This window comes from Spirosoma arboris (genome assembly GCF_009754945.1).
In the GTDB taxonomy this organism is placed as follows: domain Bacteria; phylum Bacteroidota; class Bacteroidia; order Cytophagales; family Spirosomataceae; genus Spirosoma; species Spirosoma arboris.
This window is the reverse complement of the sequence record NZ_WPIN01000013.1, coordinates 92,218-115,394: the sequence shown is the minus strand read 5'-3', so window position 1 is coordinate 115,394 and position 23,177 is coordinate 92,218. Positions and strand designations below refer to the sequence as shown.

17 protein-coding genes and 1 pseudogene are annotated in these 23,177 nt (G+C 51.2%); 9 read left to right on the top strand and 9 right to left on the bottom strand.

Translation table 11 applies throughout. The features are described from left to right. Nucleotides 1–4 precede the first annotated feature (4 nt). Genes GO755_RS28100 through GO755_RS28090 form a run of 3 tightly spaced genes read right to left on the bottom strand, consistent with a single transcriptional unit; the run spans nt 5 to nt 1,160 of the window. The gene (locus GO755_RS28100; protein ID WP_227687115.1) at nt 5–346 is read right to left on the bottom strand and encodes a hypothetical protein; all 342 of its coding nucleotides are present in this window, start codon (nt 344–346) and stop codon (nt 5–7) included. Between the two features lie 19 nt (nt 347–365). Beyond that, nucleotides 366–884 (bottom strand): hypothetical protein, encoded by a 519-nt coding sequence (locus GO755_RS28095; RefSeq protein WP_157588639.1) that lies wholly within the window; start codon nt 882–884, stop codon nt 366–368. A 30-nt stretch (nt 885–914) separates the two neighbouring features. Then, on the bottom strand, nt 915–1,160 hold the full coding sequence (locus GO755_RS28090) for a hypothetical protein (RefSeq protein WP_157588638.1): 246 nt from the start codon (nt 1,158–1,160) through the stop codon (nt 915–917). A gap of 201 nt (nt 1,161–1,361) precedes the next feature. Here GO755_RS28090 and GO755_RS28085 point away from each other — a divergent pair, with 201 nt between their 5' ends. From GO755_RS28085 to GO755_RS28075, 3 genes are all read left to right on the top strand, one after another. Beyond that, nucleotides 1,362–2,483 (top strand): L,D-transpeptidase family protein, encoded by a 1,122-nt coding sequence (locus tag GO755_RS28085; RefSeq protein ID WP_157588637.1) that lies wholly within the window; start codon nt 1,362–1,364, stop codon nt 2,481–2,483. A 22-nt stretch (nt 2,484–2,505) separates the two neighbouring features. Beyond that, complete coding sequence (locus GO755_RS28080; protein WP_157588636.1) at nt 2,506–5,142, top strand: cation-translocating P-type ATPase; 2,637 nt, start codon at nt 2,506–2,508, stop codon at nt 5,140–5,142. Nucleotides 5,143–5,228: 86 nt separating this feature from the next. Then, nucleotides 5,229–5,873: a hypothetical protein gene (locus GO755_RS28075; RefSeq protein ID WP_157588635.1), complete on the top strand. Its 645-nt coding sequence runs from the start codon at nt 5,229–5,231 to the stop codon at nt 5,871–5,873. Nucleotides 5,874–5,916: 43 nt separating this feature from the next. Here GO755_RS28075 and GO755_RS28070 read toward each other — a convergent pair whose 3' ends face one another. Then, a complete protein-coding gene (locus GO755_RS28070; protein WP_157588634.1) occupies nt 5,917–8,040 on the bottom strand; it encodes a heavy metal translocating P-type ATPase in 2,124 nt (707 codons plus the stop codon). A 321-nt stretch (nt 8,041–8,361) separates the two neighbouring features. On the opposite strand from GO755_RS28070, the gene glgP reads away from it, so the two are divergent. After that, the gene (gene glgP / locus GO755_RS28065) at nt 8,362–10,035 is read left to right on the top strand and encodes an alpha-glucan family phosphorylase (RefSeq protein ID WP_157588633.1); all 1,674 of its coding nucleotides are present in this window, start codon (nt 8,362–8,364) and stop codon (nt 10,033–10,035) included. Nucleotides 10,036–10,048: 13 nt separating this feature from the next. On the opposite strand, the gene mgtA is transcribed toward glgP, so the two are convergent. From mgtA to GO755_RS28050, 3 genes are all read right to left on the bottom strand, one after another. Next, a complete protein-coding gene (mgtA, locus tag GO755_RS28060) occupies nt 10,049–12,607 on the bottom strand; it encodes a magnesium-translocating P-type ATPase (protein ID WP_157588632.1) in 2,559 nt (852 codons plus the stop codon). Between the two features lie 79 nt (nt 12,608–12,686). Then, the gene (locus GO755_RS28055) at nt 12,687–13,682 is read right to left on the bottom strand and encodes a 2-hydroxyacid dehydrogenase (protein ID WP_157588631.1); all 996 of its coding nucleotides are present in this window, start codon (nt 13,680–13,682) and stop codon (nt 12,687–12,689) included. A 22-nt stretch (nt 13,683–13,704) separates the two neighbouring features. Further along, the gene (locus GO755_RS28050; protein ID WP_157588630.1) at nt 13,705–14,523 is read right to left on the bottom strand and encodes a universal stress protein; all 819 of its coding nucleotides are present in this window, start codon (nt 14,521–14,523) and stop codon (nt 13,705–13,707) included. Nucleotides 14,524–14,727: 204 nt separating this feature from the next. Here GO755_RS28050 and GO755_RS28045 point away from each other — a divergent pair, with 204 nt between their 5' ends. The 3 genes and pseudogenes from GO755_RS28045 (at nt 14,728) to GO755_RS28035 (ending at nt 18,690) form a co-directional block, all read left to right on the top strand. After that, nucleotides 14,728–15,177, top strand: coding sequence for a pyridoxamine 5'-phosphate oxidase family protein (locus GO755_RS28045; RefSeq protein WP_157588629.1), 450 nt, complete (start codon nt 14,728–14,730; stop codon nt 15,175–15,177). 36 nt (nt 15,178–15,213) lie between these two features. Next, nucleotides 15,214–17,595 carry a phosphoketolase family protein gene (locus tag GO755_RS28040; RefSeq protein ID WP_157588628.1) on the top strand — a complete coding sequence of 794 codons (2,382 nt, stop codon included), beginning with the start codon at nt 15,214–15,216 and terminating at the stop codon, nt 17,593–17,595. Nucleotides 17,596–17,627: 32 nt separating this feature from the next. Continuing rightward, nucleotides 17,628–18,690 (top strand): annotated as a pseudogene (locus GO755_RS28035) (acetate/propionate family kinase). Nucleotides 18,691–19,274: 584 nt separating this feature from the next. Here the strand turns inward: GO755_RS28035 and GO755_RS28030 are convergent. Further along, entirely contained in the window at nt 19,275–20,126 is an 852-nt protein-coding gene (locus GO755_RS28030; RefSeq protein WP_157588627.1) for a helix-turn-helix domain-containing protein, read from the bottom strand. Nucleotides 20,127–20,362: 236 nt separating this feature from the next. Here GO755_RS28030 and GO755_RS28025 point away from each other — a divergent pair, with 236 nt between their 5' ends. Then, on the top strand, nt 20,363–21,343 hold the full coding sequence (locus GO755_RS28025; protein WP_157588626.1) for an alpha/beta hydrolase: 981 nt from the start codon (nt 20,363–20,365) through the stop codon (nt 21,341–21,343). A 45-nt stretch (nt 21,344–21,388) separates the two neighbouring features. Then, entirely contained in the window at nt 21,389–22,858 is a 1,470-nt protein-coding gene (locus GO755_RS28020; protein WP_157588625.1) for a hypothetical protein, read from the top strand. On the opposite strand, the gene GO755_RS41010 is transcribed toward GO755_RS28020, so the two are convergent. After that, on the bottom strand, nt 22,834–23,106 hold the full coding sequence (locus GO755_RS41010) for a hypothetical protein (protein WP_198174956.1): 273 nt from the start codon (nt 23,104–23,106) through the stop codon (nt 22,834–22,836). The two genes, GO755_RS28020 and GO755_RS41010, sit on opposite strands and share 25 nt — an antisense overlap. Nucleotides 23,107–23,177: the final 71 nt, after the last annotated feature.

The window sequence follows — 23,177 nt, the reverse complement described above, 5'->3', positions numbered from 1 at the left end:
GTAGTTAAAAATGAGACTGAATGAACCGGTACCCGAGGATGATCAGGGCGATCAACATAAGAACCGAGTAGATTTCCTTGTTATAGCGGGCTAGCCAGTTTGGTAGATAGATGTCGAAATTTTCCTGCCTGGACGTGGAATAGCGTTTGGCCAGCAGAGTGACCGGACAAACCCAGCCAAAACCAAGTAAGGTCAGCATTTCCAGCCCAATCAGACCGATACAAATCCAGACCCATGCATCAATTTTACCCCAGATCACGGCATACAGCAGATAGAAAATCACGACATTGAAAAAAAGCCATATAGCTGTATGGATGATTTTAATGAACGTCAACCTTGCTTTCATCCTCATCGGTATGATTCAATTAGTTATGCAATGTAAGGTTCAGTTGACGGGTTGACCGGCCAGAGGATCGCTTCCAGAGTAGACGATCGGCAGGATGTTGATACAGTCGGTAGAAACCAACAGCTATAAACACCATCGCCGGAAAGGCAGAACCCAGACCTAGTGGCAAAATCGCAGCCGAGAAAAGCAATCCGCCCAAACAGCCTAGCTTAAAAAATCGCCCCATCAGCGGCATCGAAGCCGCAATCATTAGCTGCCCCAGCGCAATGGCCAGCACAACTGGAGCAACTAGTTTCTGGAATGGCCCCAGAATAAACCAGCGATAGCCTAGCAGGGCGTAGTCGGCAAAATCGGTATAAACCCAGGGCGTTTCCAGAACCGTAGAGACATTGAACCAACTGGCCCAGCCGAACAGAACAGCGAAGCCTAATCGAGCTACGACGGGCCGTTTGTAACAGGCGATCATTAGCAGGACAGCCGCCAGATTGGAAACACCATAGGCAATCCAGAACAGGTAGTTGAAGAAGAACGTACTCATAATTTCCGCCGAAAAAGGGAGTAGACCGAATCAGGTAATCTGAATTTCTTTCTCGTCGTGGTATTGCCCACGACTGTCCGACCAGTTCAGGTACACGCGCCAAAGTCCTTTGGCAAGCTGAGCCGTTGAAACCACATGGCGCGGTTTAGCTGTCGGTTTTACCGGCAGGCGAATCTCTTCTGGCTCGTTGTTGATTCGCCTGAAGAGTAAATCACCTTTCAGGAATGACATTGGCAGCACAAAGGCCAGTAATTGGGAAGCAGGTTCGAAAGTCATAGCGTTAAGAGGAATGGTAGAACAGCCACTAGAAGCTGATTGGCACAACAAAGTTGGCTTACTCTGGCTCACCAGTCCATGAGGCTGATCAATCGCTGGCTTGATTGAGTTCAGCTAATAAGCTGATGATTATCAGTCAAAAATGATCTTATAGTTAGCAATTTTGAGCGATCCTACAACGCTATTCATTCCCATACCAGCATGCTGCGTCACTTGCTTATTGCGTTTCTACTACTCCCTCTTTTAAGCCTCGGCCAGTCCAGCGATGACTGGGTGCGTTTACGCCAGTATGCGGGCGAGATTGGTGTCGATAGTCTATGTTATACGCCTGATTCGACCTGCCTGAAGGCCTATTTTACCCAGATCATTTACGGAAAGCCCAGTCGGCGGCTCAGCTATCAGGGACTGGTCGAACAGATGGATACAACCCGCCTTCGGCGGCTCATGCGGCAGTTTCTGAATGGTGCCGACTGGTGCCCGCTGCTGGATTCGCTGGAATCGCACGACCCCAACTATCGTCAATTAAAGGAGTACTGTATGCGCTGCCTAATCGATGATTACATGGCCGATTCACTCACCATCGAGCAGGTGAAAACGACGTTGAACACCTACCGCTGGCTCAACCGCTTTCCGGCAGATAAGCGCGTACTGGTTAATATTCCTTCGGCAACCTTGCGGGTTGTTGATCGGCAGGGCGTTACACGGCTTACGAGCCGAGTGATTGTCGGTAAAGCCCAAACGCCTACGCCCAGTTTCACGGCACAGCTTACGAACATCGTTACCTATCCCTACTGGAATGTGCCCCGTTCAATTGCTGTTAAGGAATTGCTTCCTAAAATTCGAAAGAATCCGGCAGTTGTGCTGGCCGATATGAACTTACAGGTAATTGATGCGCGGGGACGTATCGTACCACCCGATTCGGTGAACTGGTCAGGCAGTATCACCCAAACGTTCCCTTACTGGTTGCGGCAATCGACTGGCTGCGACAATGCCCTGGGGGTGATGAAATTTGGCGTCAATAGTCCATACGACATCTACCTGCACGATACCAATCAGCGAGGGTTATTTGCAAACGGAAACCGGGCGTTGAGCCACGGTTGCATCCGCGTAGAGAAACCCGTCGAACTAGCCAATCAGCTCTTAGTAACAGCCCGTTTCGAGGCTTCTTTCCTGACCAGTTGCCTCAAACAGGCCAGTCCGAAGACGATTCCATTGCCTAAACCGGTTCCGATAATCATTACCTATAACGTGCTGGATATAGACGAAACGGGTGCCATACGCGTCTATCGGGATGTGTACAACTGGTGGCAGATGCCGCTGTAGTTTCTTCTAGATATATTCGTTTATGCTCAACGCCACCCTGTCCCAACAGTTTCCCAATATAGACCTGAAGCGGGGGCTGACTACAGCCGAAGCCGCGCAACGCCTGGCGGAACATGGACCCAATCGTCTGGAAACACAGAAGACGGAAAGCTGGTTGACGGTATTGCTTCGGCAATTCAGGAGCCTTATTGTCTGGGTGCTGGCTGTAGCGGCCGGGTTATCGTTTGCCCTCGGCGATGTGGCTGAAGGCTGGGCAATTCTGGCGGTATTGGTCATAAATACGCTGACCGGTTTTATCCTGGAATGGCATGCGGGACGGTCGATGCAGGCCCTGCGCCAGTTGGACATAGCGCCAGTCCGTGTGATCCGCGATGGGCAGGTACAGGAAATTCGCTCCGATCTAATTACGATGGGCGACCTGCTGCTGGTTGAAGCCGGCGACGTTATTGTGGCGGATGCGGAACTGCTGGATGTGCATCAGCTTGAACTGGACGAGTCGACGCTGACGGGCGAATCGTCACCCGTCGCCAAAACAACGACATCTGCCCCCGCCGACGCACCCCTGAGTGATCAGACAAATCGGCTTTTCAAAGGCACAGCCGTTACGGCCGGCACCGGCCGAGCCGTGGTGACGGCCATCGGCGGCCAAACAGAACTGGGCAAGATCGCACAGCTGGTGGGCAAGGCCCGGCAAACAGCAACGCCCCTGGAGGCAAAGCTCGACGCCTTATCCAAAGTCCTTATCGGCGTTACGCTGGGGCTTACCGCCTTGTTTGTGCTGGTTGGGCTGCTCCGTCAGGAAGCGCTACTCCCCCTGCTCGAAACATCGGTTGCGCTGGCTATCGCGGCCATTCCCGAGGGGCTGTCGGTAGTGGCGACGATGGCTCTCGCCTACGGCATGCTACGGCTGGCACGTAAAAAGGTTCTGGTCAAGCGACTATCCGCCGTTGAAACGCTGGGGGGAACCAATGTTATTTTTACCGACAAAACGGGTACACTCACCGAAAATCGCATTGATGTTTTCAGTCTTCAGCTTTTGGGCGACCAAACCGATCTCTACGCTGAAATTGACAAAAATACAGAAAAAACACCTCGCCAGTCAACAGATAATTCTATCTATCAAACTGATGCCTTCGAGCAACTGATTCTGTTGGGCGTCCTCTGCAACAATGCCGAGGTAACTATTCAGGACGAGGAAAGCCGTGAGTTGGGTGATCCGGTTGAGGTAGCCTTGTTAAAATTTGCTCATCAAACTGGTTATCAGACCGATTTAATTCGTAACCAGAATCCGCGTCTGGCCGAACAGGCATTCAGTTCCGACACCCGTATGATGGCAACCCTGCACCGGTCGGAGAACGGGTATCTGGTAGTGGTCAAAGGAGCACTGGAAGAGGTACTGGATCGCTGCGTTGCGCTGACCATCGAGCAGCGAAAACGTCAGCACCAACGCGCCGAAACGATGGCGCAGGCAGGGTTACGAACGCTGGCATTTGCGTACTACGAAACAACCGATCAGCCCGACCTGGATACCTTCGCCCAGCAAGAGCTTCTTTTTGTTGGCCTAATCGGCTTTCTGGACCCACCCCGATTGTCCGTTACGGATGCGCTGATAGCATGCCGAAAGGCGGGCATTCGGGTCATAATGGCCACGGGCGACCATCCCGCCACGGCGCTGACGATTGCCCGGCAGGTAGCCCTTATTGAGCCGGATGATTCGCTGGTGATGACGGGTAAAGACCTCGGTGCCTTCGATCAGTTTACGCCCGATGAGCAGACCCGACTACTGACCTGCCGGGTGTTTGCCCGGGTTAGCCCAGCTCAAAAACTGGCGCTTATCGACTTCTACCAACGGCAGGGCAATGTCGTCGGCATGACCGGCGATGGGGTCAATGACGCTCCCGCCCTCAAAAAAGCGGATATCGGCATCGCGATGGGCCTGCGGGGTACACCCGTAGCCGCCGAAGCCGCCGACCTGGTTCTCAAGGACGATTCGTTTGCGTCCATCGTGCGGGCCATCGGTCAAGGCCGGGTGATTTTCGAGAACATCCGTAAGTTCGTCATCTTTCTGCTATCCTGTAACCTGAGCGAAATTTTTGTGATGGCTTTGGCCGAACTGGCCGGTCTGTCCAGTCCGCTTCTCCCCTTGCAAATTCTGTTCGTCAATATCGTTACCGATGTCTTTCCGGCGCTGGCGCTGGGTATTGGTCGGGAGAATCGGGTGCTGATGCAACGCCCCCCGCGTTCGCCGAACCATCCACTGCTCAGCCGCTCCGACTGGGGCCGAGTGGTGCGTTACGCCCTGCTCATGACATTGGCAGTCTTGGGTACGTACGTCTATTCACGCTGGCAGTGGGGGTATACAGAAGCGCAAAGTCGTACACTGACGTTCTACATGGTATCGTGGGTGCAACTGCTGCACGTATTTAACATGTATTCGGGCAAACAGGCGTCGTTTTTTGTCAATGAGATTACCCGAAACCGATACGTCTGGCTCGCTCTGTTGCTGTGCATCGGTATTCTGTTATTTACCTATTACGTACCATTGATTCATGATGTGCTGGCCATTCAACCACTCGATCCCAAGGCGTTGCTGCTGATTGTGGGAGCCGGGTTTTTGCCACTACTAATGGTTCGACTGATTCGGATCTGGTCAAGTTAACAAGGTAGTCAAAGCTATTATAACGGCATAAATGGTACTGATTGGCAATTTCAAACTCAGTTGATAGATTACTAAACGCAAAACCTGTGGATCAACGAACACTAAAGCTTTTCCGGTTCGGGGGACTTGCGTTCATCATCGCCGGTGTCCTCTTCTTTATCCGATGTCTCTTTCTATTCTCACTGCCCAATGTGCCTTCATCGACTAGTGCCCTTCTCAACTGGTTAGCTGACGGCCGATTTAAGATAGCCTTATCCAATGAGTTATTGTTTTTTGCAACAATCTCGCTTATTCCGGCGCTCATTGTCTTGTTTAAACTGCTAAACGAGTCGGATCCAATCAAAGCCATAGTAGGCTGTGGACTGTTGGCTACAGTTATCCCCCTGTTTATTTTTCTGGTTGTTATTCAGGGACGATTGGTTTATCCAGTTTACGATATTTCGCTGTCGGCTGAAAGTCAAAAACTAATCCTCAGTATCTACTATGGTGGAATGCATGCCGCGTTTATTCTACTGGGTATCGCCACCATACTGGTAAGTTTTGGCCTGAAAAACACGAGCATCGGCCAGCCAGCCACGTATCTGGGATTTATCACTGGCGTATTTGATTTCCTGAATGCCTACCCCTGGTTGGTTGGACCAACTATTGGTTTTGTTTCAGACTGTCTGTTTGCAGCCTGGTTCATTTTTATTGGCCTACGATTACGGAGTAACCATGTCGTGAACTATTGATGCGGGACTATCTCCTATACTGAAAATAAGACTGATTCGGCTTTTAGGTAAGTTGCCGACGTAACAACTGGGCATTGAAGGCGACAACAACGGTACTAACGCTCATCAATAGTGCCCCGATGGTCGGACTTAATAGGAAGTTCGGATACAGTACGCCAGCCGCCAACGGAATAGTCACTACATTGTAGCCCGTTGCCCAAAGTAAGTTCTGAATCATCTTACTATAGGTCGCTTTTCCAAAATCAACCAGGTTGGTGATGTCAGTTGGGTTGCTGGTGACCAAAATGATATCGGCCGTTTCGGCGGCTACGTCGGTACCTGATCCGACGGCAATGCCCACGTCCGCCTGGGCTAGGGCTGGGGCGTCGTTAACACCGTCGCCTGTCATGGCGACAAACTGCCCCTGCTGCTGCAGGTCTTTCACAAGGTTTACTTTCTGATCGGGCAGTACGTTGGCATAAACCTTATCCAAACCCAATTCCTGGGCAACGGCCTCGGCTACTTTCTGATTATCGCCGGTAGCCATGTACACGTTGATCCCTGAGGACTGCAACCGCTGGACAGCCCCTTTAGCATCCTCACGAATCGCATCGGCTAGGGCGATATAACCCATGAGTTGGTTATCGATCAACACAAACACAACCGTTTCGGCTCCACTCGTGAACGCATCGGAAGGTAGGCCAATGTTTTTTTCTTTCAGATAACCGGGACTGACAACCACAACCTGTCGATCATTTACGGTGGCCGAAACGCCCTTGCCGGTTATAGACTGAAAGTGCTGGACAGCAGGTATAATGGCTCCGCGTTTTCGGGCTTCGCGAACGATGCCTTGCGCAATGGGATGTTGAGAGTGTTGCTCTACAGCAGCCGTCATACGGAGTAACGTGGCTTCATCGGTGGTGTTCGTTAGCGCCTTAATGCGGGTAACCCCAAACTCGCCTTTGGTTAGTGTCCCCGTTTTATCAAAAACGATTGCTGTAATTTTTCGGGCTTCTTCGAAAGCGGTACGATTCCGAATGAGCAAGCCTTTCTGGGCGGAAATAGCCGTTGATATGGCTACCACCAGGGGGATAGCTACGCCCAGCGCGTGCGGACAGGCTGTGACCATGACCGTAACCATCCGTTCAACCGCAAAAGCGACATCATGACCAGTCCAGAGCCAGGCTATTAGGGTAAAAAAACCACCGGAAAGCGACAGAATGGTTAACCAACCCGCTGCCCGGTCGGCCAGCGTTTGGGTTTGTGATTTAGTGTTCTGTGCTTCCTGTACCATGTGGATCACTTTATGGAGATAGCTATCCTCACCTTTACGGGTGACTCGAACGGTAAGCGACCCTTCTCCGTTGACCGACCCGGCAATGACCGTACTTCGCGCAGATTTTTGTACGGGTACACTCTCGCCCGTTAGCATACTCTCATTTACGGCACTACTTCCCTCCATAACCTCTCCATCGACAGGGATGCGCTCGCCGGGCCGAATCAATACCCTATCACCGGTAACTAACATACTGACATTTGAATCGTTTAGCGTATTGCCATCAACCTTATGAGCCATGGAGGGAAGCATTTGTACAATCAACTCCAGTGAGTGCGAGGCCCCAGCCACCGACTTCATTTCCAGGTAATGGCCCAGCAGCATGATGTCGATCAGGGTGGCCAGTTCCCAAAAGAAATCCATCGGGCCGCGTTCGGTACCGCGTAACCACCCGAGCGATACAACGACACTATACACGTAGGCAGTCGTGATGGCGACAGCAACTAGAGTCATCATACCCGGTCGGGGAGGGCCGGCCTGATGAGGACGCAGTTCACTCACCAGTCCGGTCAGGAATGGCCAACCACCGTATCCATAAATGATTGTTGCCAGTACCAGAACGATCCACTCCCGATAGGCAAAATCAAGATGATAACCAACCAGCTGTTGAAACATCATTGACAAAGCCACAACAGGCAATGATAAAACAACACATACCCAGAACCGGCGCAGAAAATCGGTAATCATGGCTTGGTGCTCATGTTCTCCATGCCTATTATGCCTTGATAGCCCTGTAGCCATATGTTCGTGATGCATATGGGCCATATTTGCATGATGTTGCTGGCTATCGTGGGCTTCTTTAGGGTCGGTAAAGGCTGGTTTTGAGTGGTTACCTGCTGGATGGTGTTCCATGTGATTGAGTTTGCTCGTGACGGATACGCCTGAGGCTGACGACCGGATAGATGAAATTAAACAAACGGAACGTTTAAAGACAATAAAAACAGTGCAGACCAGAAATTCTGCACGACTCCCCCCGAATTTTGTAAGCCGCCGGAATTCGTTCTTCACAAAAACTTATCATAATCGAGTTGATTCAATGGAGAAAATTCTGCCAAAAAACCGTTACCAATCAATTCATCCAACAAAAATCAATGAAAAGGCTGAGGGCACTCAGATTCTTAATCGAGCGAATGACCGATTTTTGAACGACGACCATCTACGACCACTCACTTGATGACTCCTCTTGTTTCTAAAACCCCACCAACCCGTCAGGTAGCTTATTTTTCGATGGAATTTGCCGTAGCCCAGCCGCTTAAAACCTATTCGGGTGGGCTGGGTTTTCTGGCCGGTTCACATATGCGCAGTGCTTACCACTTGCAACAGCCAATTACAGCCATCGGAATTCTATGGAAATACGGTTATTACGATCAGGTCCGCAAGGCAGATCAGACCATGGACGTGCTTTTTCTGGAAAAGCAGTACAGTTTTCTTCAGCCTACTCAGCTGAAATTTCAAATTCAGGTCAATTATGCACCCGTCTGGGTGACGGCTTACTACCTGCCACCGACCGTTTTCGGGACGGTACCGATGTATTTCCTGTCAACTGACTTACCGGAGAACGATTACCTGGCTCAGACCATCTGCCATAAACTTTACGATGCCAACCCCGAAACCCGCATTGCGTCGAGCATTCTGCTGGGTATTGGTGGGGCCAAACTCCTGGAGCAATTGAATCTGACGCCGGATGTATACCACATGAACGAAAGTCACCCGTTGCCCCTGGCGTTTTATCTGTACCAGCAATTGGGAAGTCGGGAGGCCGTTCGGCAGCGGCTGGTGTTCACGACGCATACGCCTGAGGAAGCGGGTAACCCCCGAAGCGACATTCGATTACTGGACCGAATGGGCTTTTTTAATTACCTGCCCCTAACCGAAGTACGGCAACTGACGGGTATAGCTGACGATACGTTCAACTGGGCGCTGGGTGCCTTGCGCCTGTCTGGCCGTGCCAATGCCGTTTCGAAAAAACATCAGGAGGTGAGCAAACAGCTCTGGCAGGGTTACCCTGATCTGGCGCCTATTATTGCCATTACTAACGCGCAGAATCAGGCATTCTGGGGAAATTCGGCCTTGTATACGGCAGCGGCTAACGACGATGATGCCACACTGATCGCTCATAAAAAAACGGCGAAGCAATGCCTGTTTGACGAAGTAGCCAACCAGACCGGCGATCTCTACGACCCGGCCGTGTTTACGATGGTGTGGGCGCGTCGGTTTGCGGGCTATAAACGCGCCGATCTGCTACTGTCAGACTCAGCCCGCTTCGACCGGTTAATGACCAACTCCCGCTATCCGGTGCAGCTTATCTGGGCGGGGAAACCCTACCCCTTCGATTATGCCAGCATCGGCACCTTCGACCGGCTGGTGCATGTGTCCAAAAACTATGTCAACAGCTCAGTGCTGGTGGGCTACGAGATGCACCTGTCGAAACTGCTGAAACAGGGGGCCGATCTGTGGCTGAATACGCCCCGGCTCACCCGCGAAGCCTCTGGTACCAGTGGTATGACAGCGGCCATGAACGGAGCCATCAACTGTTCAACCAACGACGGCTGGATACCAGAGTTCGCTCGTCCCGGCCTCAACAGCTTTGTCCTGCCCGAAGCCGACCCCACCTGGCCCGCCCATGAGCAGGATGCTTTTGACGCCGACAATCTGTTTACGCTATTGGAAACGGTTATTTTACCGATGTACTACGAGCAACCCGCGCAGTGGTTACGCATCCAGAAAGCTGGTATTCTCAACGTATCACCCCAATTTGACTCGGACCGGATGGCGATAGAATACTATGAGAAACTGTATTCGCTACCCCAGACGATACCCTTATCGACCGAAGCTATATCTGTCTGATGGCCTTAACTACCTATCGCGCTGGTCCGCTTGCGTACGTTCGGTAAAACCAGTGCTTAAGCCCCTCTGCCGCTACGACATAGGTACCCACAATACCCAGGATGGCTCCATACAGAGATAGAGGTAATGGGCTAAAACCAAAAACGGAAGCCAGTGGTGAGAGCGGCAACAGCAACACCACCAGTACAACGAAGCCGGTAGCCATCATCAGCCACTTACTCGGCCTGGTCCGATAAAACGCCTGACGGGTACGAACGACCAGCACGATGATGGAAGCTGAAAGAACCGACTCGACAAACCAACCCGTTTGAAACAAGTGTTCGTTGGCATGGAATACCCAGAGCAAGAGTCCGAAACTCAGGTAATCAAAAACCGAACTGAGCGGCCCGAACGTCAGCATAAAGTGCCGAATAAAGGGCAGATCCCAACGGGCAGGTTTGGCTATGGCTTCAGGCTCGACGTTGTCCGAACCAATGGTCATTTCGGGCAGATCGGTCAGTAAATTGGTGAGCAGAATCTGGGTGGGCAACAACGGAAGAAACGGTAAAAACAGCGATGCCCCCGCCATGCTGAACATATTGCCGAAGTTGGCGCTGGTGGCCATAAAGATGTACTTGAGCGTATTGGCAAACGTCCGGCGACCTTCGCGAATGCCGTCGATCAGCACATTCAGGTTTTGTTGCAGCAGAACAATATCAGCCGATTCTTTGGCGACATCCACCGCCGAATCGACCGAAATGCCTACGTCGGATGCATGCAGGGCACTGGCGTCGTTAATACCGTCGCCCATGTAACCCACCACGAAACCCGCTTTCTGTAAAGCCAGAATGATGCTTTCTTTCTGATTGGGTTCGACCTCGGCGAACACAGGCGTATCCACTACTTTTTGGCGGAGTGCTTCGGGAGAGAGTTGTCGCAGCGCAGCACCTGTCAGCACGTCGGGGCAGTCGATGCCCATGCGTTCGGCTATGCAACTGGCCACAAGCGCATTATCGCCCGTAATCATTTTGAGTTGAATTCCCAATCCTGTCAGCGTCGCCAGGGTTTCGGAGATACCCGCTTTAGGCGGGTCGAACAGCGTAATGAATCCCAGAAACGTCATGTCGGATTCATCACTCTTATCAATGTCCCGTTTGCCGTTGGTGTTTTTGGTGGCCAGCCCCAGCGTTCGGAATCCCTGACTACTGAGCGTTTGATAGGTTTGCTCAATCTGCGCCCGCACCTCGGTCAGCGGAATCGGCGCTTCCGTTCCCCGATCCACAAACGTACAGATTTCCAGTATGTTCTGAACAGCACCTTTCGTACTCATGACTGTCTGTCCATCAATTTCGGTCAGGATGGTCAGCCGTTTACGAATGAAATCGTACGGTATTTCGTCTACACGCGGATAAGCCGATACATCGGTGGTGTCAAACGCCAGAATAGCCTCATCGATGGCATTCCGAAACCCCTGCTGAAGCTGCGCGTTTAGTTTAGCCAGCAATTGCGCCTGCCCGGAAGGCTTTTCCCAAACGTCCATAATACGATCCACCCGGACACTACCTTCGGTGAGCGTACCCGTTTTGTCGGAACAGAGCACGTTCATGCTGCCGATGTTTTCAATGGCCGATAATCGTTTAACAATCACCTGCTGCTGTGCCATGCGACTAGCTCCTTTAGCCAGATTAATGCTGATAATAGCCGGTAGTAACTGGGGCGTCAGGCCAACGGCAATAGCCAGTGAAAACAGAAACGCGGTTAAAACGGGTTTGTGCAAGCCAACATTGATGGCGAAAATCAGGATGACCAGCACCAGCGTAATTTCCATGAGCAGATAACCAAACTGCCGGATACCCCGCTCAAAATCGGTTTCGGGCGGAGTCTGGCTGATCCGTTGCGCGATCCGTCCCAGCTCTGTACGTGCGCCCGTTTGCACGACCACAACCCGGCCACTACCACTCACTACGTGCGAACCCATGAACAGGGCATTCTGCCGTTTGGCAATGGGCGTATCGGTTGCCAGTACGCTGGGTTGTTTATCAACCGGATAGGTTTCCCCCGTCAGGGTTGCTTCATTGACAAACAGTTCATTGGACGCTAGCAGATAGCTGTCGGCAGGCACTAGGTCGCCCGCTCGCAGGCTCACCACATCGCCTGCAACAACGTCTTCAACGGGAAGATCGGTTTCCTGCCCATTGCGCCAGACCGTTGCTTTCACCCCCACCAGGGAAAGCAACCGCTGCATAGCGTCAGACGCCCCTTTTTCCTGCCAGAAACCAAGCAGGCCACTCAGCAAGATAATGACGAAAATAATGACGGCATCGGTCGTATCGTGGAGAAAGAACGAGAGTGTTTCAGCCGCCAGCAGAATGATCGAAATCGGGCTTTTGAACTGACTCAAGAACAAACCAATGGCCGAGCCTTTTTGCGGGGCCTGGAGTTGATTCGGTCCTGCAATTTGCCGAACCAGCTCCGCTTGTGGAGTGCTCAATCCTGATTCGGTTGTCTGTAGCCGCACCAGTACCTGATCAGCCGATAAGGCCCAAAAGGTAGATAAATCGGGTTCTGTCTGGGTCAATAGAGTTGTATTCATCGGGCCGTCTATTCGGGAAAAGATAAATAACCAGCCCAGGTAACCCAGACTGGTTATCGACAACGCACTACCCCCTTACTTAACCAACTACCAGGCAATCGTCCGGTAAGCGTTGCTGTTCCAGATAGGTTAGGTTATTGAGTGTCGTGTGAGCAATTTGCTCCATAGCCTCGGCGGTGAAAAAAAACTGGTGCGAGGTGACCAGTACGTTTGGTAGATGTGTCAGTGTATTCAGCTCGGCGTCGGGAAGTTCCTGACCGGACCAGTCGGCAAAAAAGAAATCGTCTTCCAGCTCGTATACATCCATACCCAGGGCGCCCAGCTGACCGCTTTTCAGGGCTTCTACTACGGCGCGGGCATCCATTAATCCGCCCCGACTGGTATTGATCAAATAGGCACCTGGTTTCATCTGGGCCAACGAAGCCTCATTGATAAGATGATGGGTTTCGGGCGTCAGCGGACAATGCAACGAAATAATATCCGACGAGGCCAGTACATCCTCCATCGGCAGATATTCTACCCCAAGCTGTTGCAGGATGGCCGAGCGAACTTTATCGTACGCCAATACGTGACAACCAAAACCCAGCATAATCCGGGAAAACATCATCCCGATTTTGCCGGTACCAATAACGCCTACCCGCTTGCCGTAAAGGTCAAACCCCATCAACCCATCGAGCGTAAAATTATTTTTTCGGGTGCGCTGATACGCCAGATGCGTTTTCCGGTTCAGCGCCATCAGCAGCGCCACGGCGTGCTCGGCCACCGAATGGGGCGAGTAAGTCGGTACGCGCAGAATACGAATACCTAACTGCCTGGCCGTCGGAATATCGACCTGATTATAACCCGTACAGCGTAGAGCCACCAGCCGAATACCCTCACTGGCCAGCCGTTGCAGCGTGGGGCCAGTAAGCTGGTCGTTGACAAATACACAAATGGCATCATGACTGGCTGCCAGGTGTACCGTTTCGGGCGTGAGTAGCTGGGGCAAAAAGGTTAGCTGGTGGCGGTGATTGGCATTAGCCGCTTCAAGAAAAGGCTGTTCGTAAGGATGGCAACTAAAAAACGCGATGGTCATAGTAGATAAGCAGCAACAGATTTCAGACTATGGCCAGTAACGGAATATCAGTCAGGCGAGCCAGGCGCTGGGTTTCGCCCTCATGAAGTAGTTTCCAGAACCAGCTTCGGGTTTGGGGCAGCATCATAATCAGGTCTGCTTTATTGGTGTGCGCAAAGGTCAGAATCGTATCATAAAGCTCCCTGCCGGTTTCGATGGTGAGCGTATGCGGTTGCTGGCTCAGCAGCCGACGCAGGTGTTCAGCCTGCTCATGGATGTTGGCATCGCCGGGTTTGTCGTTGATACACAATATGTTCAGTACGCAGCCAACCGATTTGGCGAACTGCAACGTCTGATCAAGAGTCAAAGCATTGGGTGGCTCAGTCAGGTCAATACATAGCACGGCATTTTTTAAGCCTGCATAGCTAATGCCCGGCGGAATAAGCAATAGCGGTACCTCCGTCTCGGCAACCATGCCCGTAGCCATACTCCCGAATCGTTGCGCACTCTGCGGTGCAGTGCCTACCGTCGACATAATCAGCAGATCGGCCTGCTCGGTTTTCGTCACCAAACGGATGGCATTCATGGTATGGCCTTCCTGCGCCTGACAGCGGATGGCGACCGTTGGGCCTACTAGTTCGCGGAGTTCGCCTGCTAACTTATGTAATTTCGTTTCGCTGTTATCGTGCATGGCCTTTACGGATAGCGGGAAATCACCCGTTTTGGCTGGATTATCCGGCCAGAGATGATAGGCATGGACTAAAATCAGGGTTGCCTTCAGGTCGTAGGCTAACTGACCCGCAAATCGAGCGGCTCGGTGCGCATTGGCGGAAAAATCAGTCGCAAAAACAAGGGTTTTCATGGTGGGTAAGTCTATGATGGAATTTGCCCACAAGTTAGCCGGGCACCTGGGATTGTTCCCTGACATTCATCATCCAAAAAGCTGACCTTACTCAGAGCCAGGATCAGCCCTGGCCCCCATCTTTGCTTATACGGTGGCAGCCGATACAGGACATGGCTATATAGCCCTGCTTTTTTCAAAAACCGCTACCGTATCTGGTAATCGATGCTTGGCTATTTAACCGATGAAGTGATTCAGCACCTGCTTACAAGTCAGTGGTTTGGTCGGTTAGCTTGTGCAGCCAATGATGAAATTTCGCTGGTTCCGGTCACTTATCTGTATGATGGCCAGTTTGTGTATATGCACACGCGTGAGGGAACTAAAACACGCTTGATTGGCCAAAATCCAACTGTATGTTTTGAGGTTGATGAGATAGTATCCTCAACGCTATGGCGCAGTGTGGTTATTCAGGGAACTGCCGAAGAGCTAACCGGCGACGAGCGGTTGTGGATGTTGCAACGATTGGGAATCCGCCAGCCTCCCCTATTTGACGATGAAACACCGGTAGCTGAATGGAGCCCATCCGAAACGACAGAGCCGCCTACGCCCCCCCGACTGTATTATATCGAATTCATATTCAATCGAAAACGGGTCGGTACATCCAGCATTAGGTAACCCGTCCAACAAATCTTCTTTTTCGCTAACAAGGCAATGACAATCAATCGAACCGAGCCATTCCCCAAACCGTCTGCCGAAACGTTACAGGCCATTGATGCCTATTGGCGGGCGGCTAACTACCTGTCGGTGGGCCAAATGTACCTACGCGACAATCCATTGCTACGGGAACCGCTCAAGCCGGAGCATATTAAAGCGATGCTGCTGGGCCACTGGGGCACTTCGCCCGGTCAGAATTTTATTTATGCCCACCTGAACCGATTAATTCGGGAACATGACCTGAATATGATTTACCTATCTGGCCCTGGGCATGGCGGTCCGTCGTTGGTGGCCAACACCTATCTGGAAGGCACCTACAGCGAGGTGTATTCCAATATCACCCAGGACGAAGCAGGCCTAAAAAAATTATTTACCCAGTTTTCGTTTCCGGGCGGTATTCCCAGCCACGTTTCACCGGAGTGTCCGGGCTCCATCCACGAAGGCGGTGAGTTAGGCTATTCCCTTAGTCATGCTTTTGGGGCCGTGTTTGACAATCCGGATTTGATTGCGACCTGCGTGGTGGGTGATGGGGAAGCTGAAACTGGCCCACTGGCAACGGCCTGGCACTCAAACAAGTTTCTGAATCCGGCTACGGATGGGGTAGTACTACCTATCCTGCACCTGAACGGATATAAAATTGCGAATCCAACCGTCCTGGCTCGAATCAGTCATGAAGAACTCCAGCAGTTATTCTACGGCTATGGCTGGACACCGTATTTTGTCGAGGGCGATGACCCGATGGTTATGCACCAAACAATGTCCACCGTACTCGATGAGGTTATTCAGACAATTCAATCTATTCAGCAGGAAGCACGTGAGCAGGGGAAAACCGAGCGGCCACGCTGGCCCATGATCCTTCTACGATCACCTAAAGGCTGGACTGGCCCCAAAATGGTGAACGGCCTGCCCATAGAAGGCACATTCCGGGCGCATCAGGTACCCATTACCGACCCTGCTACCAATTCGGCACACCTTACGGAACTGGAAACCTGGCTGAAAAGCTACCGCCCTGACGAACTGTTTGACAATGCTGGTCGGTTAATTCCCGAACTACAGGCGCTAGCCCCAGCGGGAAACCGGCGAATGGGCGCCAACCCACACGCCAATGGCGGCCTGCTCCTCAAAGACTTGCGTATTCCTGATTTTCGGGATTATGCCGTTCCGATTACAAGCTCCGGTAGTATAAACGAATCTGACACGGCGATTGTGGGCAGGTTTCTGCGGGATATTATCCGGTTCAACGAATCGCAACGGAATTTCCGGATTTTCGGGCCCGACGAAACCTTGTCGAACAAACTAAACGCGGTTTTTGAGGCTACTACCCGACAGTGGGAAGGCGACCAGCTTCCATCCGATGAATTGCTGGCTCCCGACGGCCGGGTGATGGAGATGCTCAGCGAACACCAGTGCGAAGGCTGGCTGGAAGGCTATCTGCTAACGGGCCGACATGGTTTGTTCAATAGCTACGAAGCCTTTATCCATATCGTGGATTCGATGTTCAACCAACATGCCAAGTGGCTGAAGGTTACCCTAACTATTCCCTGGCGCCGTAAAATCGCTTCGCTTAATTACCTGCTGGCGTCGCACGTGTGGCGGCAGGACCATAATGGATTTACCCATCAGGATCCCGGTTTTCTTGACGTAGTGGTCAATAAAAAAGCGGAAGTGGTTCGGGTCTATTTACCGCCCGATGCTAATTGCCTGCTATCGGTGATGGATCACTGCCTGCGCTCCCGGCATTATGTCAATGTGGTGGTGGCCGGTAAGCATCCCGCTCCGCAATGGCTGGATATGCCCTCGGCCGTCACGCATTGTAGCCGGGGCATCGGCATCTGGACCTGGGCCAGCAACGATACCGGCTGCGAACCAGACGTAGTCATGGCCTGCGCGGGGGATGTGCCGACACTGGAAACCCTGGCCGCCGTTTCCATTCTGCGCCAGACCCTACCTGATTTAAAAATCCGGGTGGTGAATGTGGTCGATCTGATGCGGCTCCAATCGGCCAGTGAGCACCCGCATGGTCTGGACGATACGGCATTTGACTTATTGTTTACCGAAAATAAACCCGTCATTTTTGCTTTTCACGGCTATCCGTGGTTGATTCACCGGCTGACGTATAAACGAACCAATCACCGGAACATCCACGTTCGGGGCTACAAGGAGGAAGGGACCATCACTACCCCGTTCGACATGACCGTGCTCAATGAGTTGGATCGCTATCATCTGGTTCAGGATGTGATTGACCGACTCCCTCAACTCAGAAACCGGCTGGGGTATCTCAAGCAGGCGATGCAGGACAAGCTGATTGAACACAGGGAGTACATCAATAGGTACGGCCAGGATATGCCCGAGGTACGCAACTGGACTTGGGAAAGTTGATAAAATTCTCGGCAGATAGTTACTTATAGCCTATGCATATTCTTGTGATCAATTTGGGAAGCAGTTCGTTGAAGTACCAACTCTTCGATATGCCGTCTGATAACCCACTGTGTACAGGCGTAATTGAACGGATTGGTACCGCTGAAACCATCATTCGCCATTCAATCGGTACTGTCGAACCGGTAAAAGTTATTGAACTGAAGGAGCCTATTGCTGACTATGCTGCTGGCTTTCAGCAAATGATTCAACTATTATTGGATTATGAAACCGGCGTAGGACAATCACCTGATTCGATCCAGGTCGTCGGACATCGGGTTGTACACGGGGGCAACTACTTTACCCGTGCTACCCTGATTATACCAGGGGTTAAAGAAACAATAAAAGCCCTGTTTCCGTTGGCACCGCTTCATAATCCCATCGATTATCAGTGCATTGAAATGGCCGAGAAGACGTTTCCTCACGCCCGTCAAATCGCGGTTTTCGCCACGGCCTTTCATCAGACGATACCGGAATACGCGTTCCGGTATGCGATCCCGAATGCCTTATACGAAAAACATGCCATTCGGGTGTATGGTTTTCCTGGTACCAGCCATCAATACGTCAGTGAAAAGGCTTTGGCCTGGTTAGGAAACCCCAATGCTAAACTCATCAGCATCCATCTGGGGAATGGCTGTAGTATTACCGCGGTAGAGGCCGGCAAGTCATTAGATACGAGTATGGGTTTTAGTCCACTCTGGCCTGGTCATGGGAACCCGCTCAGGCGATATTGATCCCTTCATAATTTTCCATTTAGTTCGTAATGGCTATAGCTTGGATGAGATTACGAATCTGCTTGAAAAACAATCGGGTATGATGGGGCTTACGGGTCTACATGATATGCGTGCTATTCAAAAAGCCCAGCAAGCCGGTGATCGTATAGCAGCCCTTGCTCTGGAGATCTATGCGTATCGAATCCGGAAATACATTGGGGCTTATGCTGCTGTACTGAATGGATTGGATGCCCTGATTTTCACGGCAGGCGTGGGCGAAAATGACAGCGCCATGCGCCAACAGATTTGTACCGACCTGGACTTTCTGAACATCCACCTCAATTAGGAGAAAAATAGCATGCCTTCGGGTGAGATTCGGGACATTAGCCGTGTCGATGCAGCGGTTAAAATTTTAGTGATCCCGACTAACGAAGAGTTGTAAATTGCCGATCAGAGTTATGCCCTATTGCGTAGGAGTTAATAAACCCTAAAGCATTCAGCCACGCACATGACTAAAAAGCGAACAAAGCATCAGAATCATCTTTATATGTTTACGTACTCGCTGTTTCAACTGTCCGGTTTTGGCCTTTACAGAACCAAAGTATAGAACTTAACAGAACAATTTCGTTCAATTAAAGGGCATTAATTCTAATTAACCGAACGCGTATTAGTCTGGAAGTCAATCCATTGCATTACAATCGACTATTAAGGTAAAACTGTACAGAAAACTGTCCGATTCGGATCTGAACCGGCTTGGCAATTTTAATTACTGTCAAACGCATTTAGTAGCATACGATTCCTTCCATGCCCTTGGACCAAATCAGAACGAAGGTATAACTCCCATTGAATTGATTGGATGCACGACGACCATAACGCTGACTCGCTCACGAAACATTCCTAAACCCGGTGAATGACCACTCACCGGAGAGATTAATCTGCCAGTTGCCGGATTTTCTTCTTGTAGATGGCTGGCGTTTCGCCGGTTTTGCCCGTAAACAGCCGGTTGAAATAAGCCGGGTCTTCGTAGCCTAACTGATAGGCAATCTCTTTGATACTCAGCGAAGAGTACATCAGCAACCGTTTGGCCTCCAATAGAATCCGATCTTTGATGATCTCATTGGGTGGCGTCAGATTCAATCGGTTGAACTTGTTCGAAAGGGTTTTGGGGGCTACGGCCAGCAACTGGGCATAGTCGGCTACATTGTGTTTGTCCCGGTAGTGAATGTCCACCAACCGGCTGAAATCACGAAACAGATCCAGATCAGCCGCTACGGTCAATGTGCCTGCCTGTTGCTGCTTCCACAAGCGCGTAGCCCGAATAATGACCTGTTTAAGATAGGTCCGAATCATTTCTTCATGCGCCGATTCCTGCTGACTCAGCTCCCGCTGAATCTGCGCAAAAGCCTGCCCAATCACCAGGCACTCATCACCCGACAGTACGGTCATCGGCATTTGATAGACGTTGTTGAACAACAATCCATCGCAGGCTACTTCCTCATCGTGCATCTGAATGCAGTAGAAATCCCGATTGTAATAAATCAGAAAACCGGCGGCTGGCCCGGCGGACTGGAGTTGAACGAACTGATTACTATTAATAAAAAACAGGCTGGGCTGCCTGGTACGAAACTGGTTGAAATCCACCGTCAGGCAGTACTCCTCCGGCAAGTACAGAATCTTGATATACGGTTTATACTTCTCCTGATTGGCCTGCAGGAAAGTCGTTTGATTCAGGGGCAGTAGACCCAGTTTCTTATAGTTTGATTCAAAATAGATAGGCTCCATGGTTTCGAACAATAGATCGGTGATGGCCCAAAGCGAAGCGATCCGACTCGTCGGGTTACCGTAACAGGTCAATGCATCTCTCAGTCAGTGAGCTAAAGTTGGACAAATATACCACACAGGGAAAAATATGCAATTTATAGGCCCATTTTAACCTTTATCCAGGCCTTTAAGGGATATAATTTTGCCATGTCAATTCAGTTTTTACAAATCATTCATTCACTTACACTACATTTATCATGGCAACCTCACAAATCAACGGCGAACAGGATCCCCAGATCTTCACCCAGGTGAGAACCTTTTTAGTCGCTCTCAATGCAGGGGATGGCAAACCCCTCCAACAACTCACACCGGCAGAGGCCCGCCAGGTGCTGGTTGGGGCCCAACAGTCGGTCGAAGTCGATTATTCCGGTATTGACGAATCCGAGCGGACCATTATTCAGAACGGCTATACCGTCAATATCCATATTGCCAAACCCCAACACGCCAAAGCCGATGCACCTGTCTTCATCTTTATCCACGGCGGTGGCTGGGTGTTGGGCGATTATCCGACTCACCGCCGACTGGTTCGGGATTTGGTGGTAGCCAGTGGGGCCGTAGCGGTTTTCCCCGATTACACCCCGTCGCCGGAAGCGCAGTACCCAACGGCCATCAACGAGATTTATGCCGCTACACAATGGGTGGCCGAGCATGGCGCTGAGATTGGCGTAGACGGGACGAACCTGGCCGTCGTGGGCAACAGTGTCGGTGGAAACATGTCGGCGGTCATTGCCCTGATGGCTAAAGATAAAAACGGCCCAAAAATCAAATTACAAGTTTTGCTGTGGCCCGTTACCGATGCCAACTTTGACACAGACTCGTACCACCAGTTCAGCGAAGGGCGTTTTTTGACGCGGGACATGATGATCTGGTTCTGGGATAATTATCTACCCGATACAGCGCAACGTCAGCAGATATATGCCTCGCCCTTGCAGGCTTCGTTGGAACAATTGCAAGGCTTACCTCCTGCCCTGGTGCAAACGGCGGAGAATGATGTGCTACGGGATGAAGGAGAAGCCTACGCCCGTAAGTTGGATGCGGCCGGTGTGCCGGTCACTCTGGCTCGATATGTCGGCCAAATTCACGACTACGGTCTATTGAATCCGATTGCGCACATCCCGGCTATTCAGCAAGCCATTCTCCAGGCAGCCGCTACGCTCAAGCAGACCCTGACACTTTAATCAAGTTTAATCTACCATTCACAACAATTTTCACAACACAAGAACATGAAAAAGTACACACTTATGGCCGTCATGACGGCTTCGATACTGGTTTGGAATTGTAAACCAGATGAATTGACGGACGAGGTGGTTAAGCCCACTTCGTCCGGTGCCCGGGTTGCCATTCAACCGGCTCCCATTAAACTTTGGGACGCCACGTTTGGCGGAGATACCAAGGTAATCCCTACCGCAAATGGAGGACAATACGTCGCTGGTACGGATGACCTTACTGCTGCCATAGCGCTGGCTGATGGAGGAGTGGTGCTGGGAGGCTCTTCTGATTCCCCCACCAGCGGCAACAAGACTACCCTTAATCTGGGGGGCTATGATTTCTGGCTGGTCAACATGGATCCAAATGGGGCCAGACGGGCCATGCAAACCGTTGGCGGTTCGGGCGTTGATAAACTAACCTCCATGCTGCAGACCAGCGACGGCGGTTATCTGCTGGGAGGATACTCCAACTCGCCCAAGGATCCTTTGTTTGCCGTGATAGGGACGGGGACTAAAAGTAGCGACTCACGGGGCTATGATTTCTGGGTTGTTAAGCTGGGCAAGCCAGGCAACCGGCAATGGGATATTACAGCGGGCGGTACGGGCGATGAGAGACTAACTGCGATGGTGCCAACGGCTGATGGTGGCTATCTGTTAGGGGGCAGCACCAATTCAAGTGCCGATACCCGTTTTATGAAGTATGGCATTGAGAATGGAACGAAGGGAGGTACTGATTACTGGATCATGAAGATTGATGCCAATGGCAAAAAGCAATGGGATAAAAGTTACGGAACGGCGGACAAAGAGGAGTTAAAAGCGATTGTGCGCACAGCCGATGGCGGCTTTCTATTGGCTGGCAACAAAAGCGGTTATGTATATGAGCCCGGTAAGACTACCTTGGTAAGTACTTCTTGGCTAGTCAAAATTGATGGCAATGGGAATAAAGTGTGGGAAAAGACCTTGCAGACGCTCATTGGAGACAATACCCTTGAGGATGCGATTGCTACCAGCGATGGCGGGTTTTTACTGGGAGCTAGTACCAACGCCGGTGCGGGCGGAGATAAAAGCCAGGCGGCAAAAGGCAGGGTAACGATGGATTATTGGGTTATTAAACTGGATAGTCAGGGCAATAAAGTATGGGATAAAACCATCGGCACGTCAAGCACCGATTTGATAACTTCCCTGGCTGCTACCACCGATGGAGGGTATCTTATAGGTGGATCAAGCGGTGGATCGATCAATGGGGATAAAACGGAAACAAGCCGAGGCTATGGGGATTATTGGGTCGTTAAAGTAAACGCTCAGGGCGAGATTTTGTGGGACAAAACGATCGGTGGGGCTGATGATGATTATCTGTATAAGTTGATTATTACTGCCGATGGTGGTATCCTGGCGGCTGGCAGTTCCAACTCGTCTATCAGTGGGGAAAAAACTCAGCGAAACTTTGGAGCTGAGGGTGATTACTGGGCCGTTAAGCTCAAATAACCTTCTCGGGTTTGGAGACCCGGGTTGTTGTCAAGATCAATAGAAAATCCATTTTCAAACGCGATACCGAGGCCACTTGGTATCGCGTTCCACCAGTCATCTAATCGAACATTGCTATGACTCCCTCCACTAACATAACCATTATTACTACGGCTCAGACAGGCCGAAGCATTCAGATCGGCGACTGCAAAACCACCTTTCTCGTCAGTCAAACCGCTACCAATGGTCTCTATTGTGTCTTTGAGCATGATTTGCCCGCAGGTTTCCCCGGCCCACCACCCCATGCGCACCGGATCACTACCCACACCTTTTATGTGAT

What these genes read in the sequence shown, in the direction of transcription:
- GO755_RS28085 (WP_157588637.1), top strand. Translation starts at nt 1,362, where the DNA reads ATGCTGCGTCACTTGCTTATTGCGTTTCTACTACTCCCTCTTTTAAGC.
- GO755_RS28020 (WP_157588625.1), top strand. Translation starts at nt 21,389, where the DNA reads ATGAAAAAGTACACACTTATGGCCGTCATGACGGCTTCGATACTGGTT.
- GO755_RS41010 (WP_198174956.1), bottom strand. Translation starts at nt 23,106, where the DNA reads ATGCTCAAAGACACAATAGAGACCATTGGTAGCGGTTTGACTGACGAG.
- glgP (WP_157588633.1), top strand. Translation starts at nt 8,362, where the DNA reads ATGACTCCTCTTGTTTCTAAAACCCCACCAACCCGTCAGGTAGCTTAT.
- GO755_RS28095 (WP_157588639.1), bottom strand. Translation starts at nt 884, where the DNA reads ATGAGTACGTTCTTCTTCAACTACCTGTTCTGGATTGCCTATGGTGTT.
- GO755_RS28080 (WP_157588636.1), top strand. Translation starts at nt 2,506, where the DNA reads ATGCTCAACGCCACCCTGTCCCAACAGTTTCCCAATATAGACCTGAAG.
- GO755_RS28040 (WP_157588628.1), top strand. Translation starts at nt 15,214, where the DNA reads ATGACAATCAATCGAACCGAGCCATTCCCCAAACCGTCTGCCGAAACG.
- GO755_RS28030 (WP_157588627.1), bottom strand. Translation starts at nt 20,126, where the DNA reads ATGGAGCCTATCTATTTTGAATCAAACTATAAGAAACTGGGTCTACTG.
- GO755_RS28070 (WP_157588634.1), bottom strand. Translation starts at nt 8,040, where the DNA reads ATGGAACACCATCCAGCAGGTAACCACTCAAAACCAGCCTTTACCGAC.
- mgtA (WP_157588632.1), bottom strand. Translation starts at nt 12,607, where the DNA reads ATGAATACAACTCTATTGACCCAGACAGAACCCGATTTATCTACCTTT.
- GO755_RS28090 (WP_157588638.1), bottom strand. Translation starts at nt 1,160, where the DNA reads ATGACTTTCGAACCTGCTTCCCAATTACTGGCCTTTGTGCTGCCAATG.
- GO755_RS28055 (WP_157588631.1), bottom strand. Translation starts at nt 13,682, where the DNA reads ATGACCATCGCGTTTTTTAGTTGCCATCCTTACGAACAGCCTTTTCTT.
- GO755_RS28025 (WP_157588626.1), top strand. Translation starts at nt 20,363, where the DNA reads ATGGCAACCTCACAAATCAACGGCGAACAGGATCCCCAGATCTTCACC.
- GO755_RS28100 (WP_227687115.1), bottom strand. Translation starts at nt 346, where the DNA reads ATGAAAGCAAGGTTGACGTTCATTAAAATCATCCATACAGCTATATGG.
- GO755_RS28045 (WP_157588629.1), top strand. Translation starts at nt 14,728, where the DNA reads ATGCTTGGCTATTTAACCGATGAAGTGATTCAGCACCTGCTTACAAGT.
- GO755_RS28050 (WP_157588630.1), bottom strand. Translation starts at nt 14,523, where the DNA reads ATGAAAACCCTTGTTTTTGCGACTGATTTTTCCGCCAATGCGCACCGA.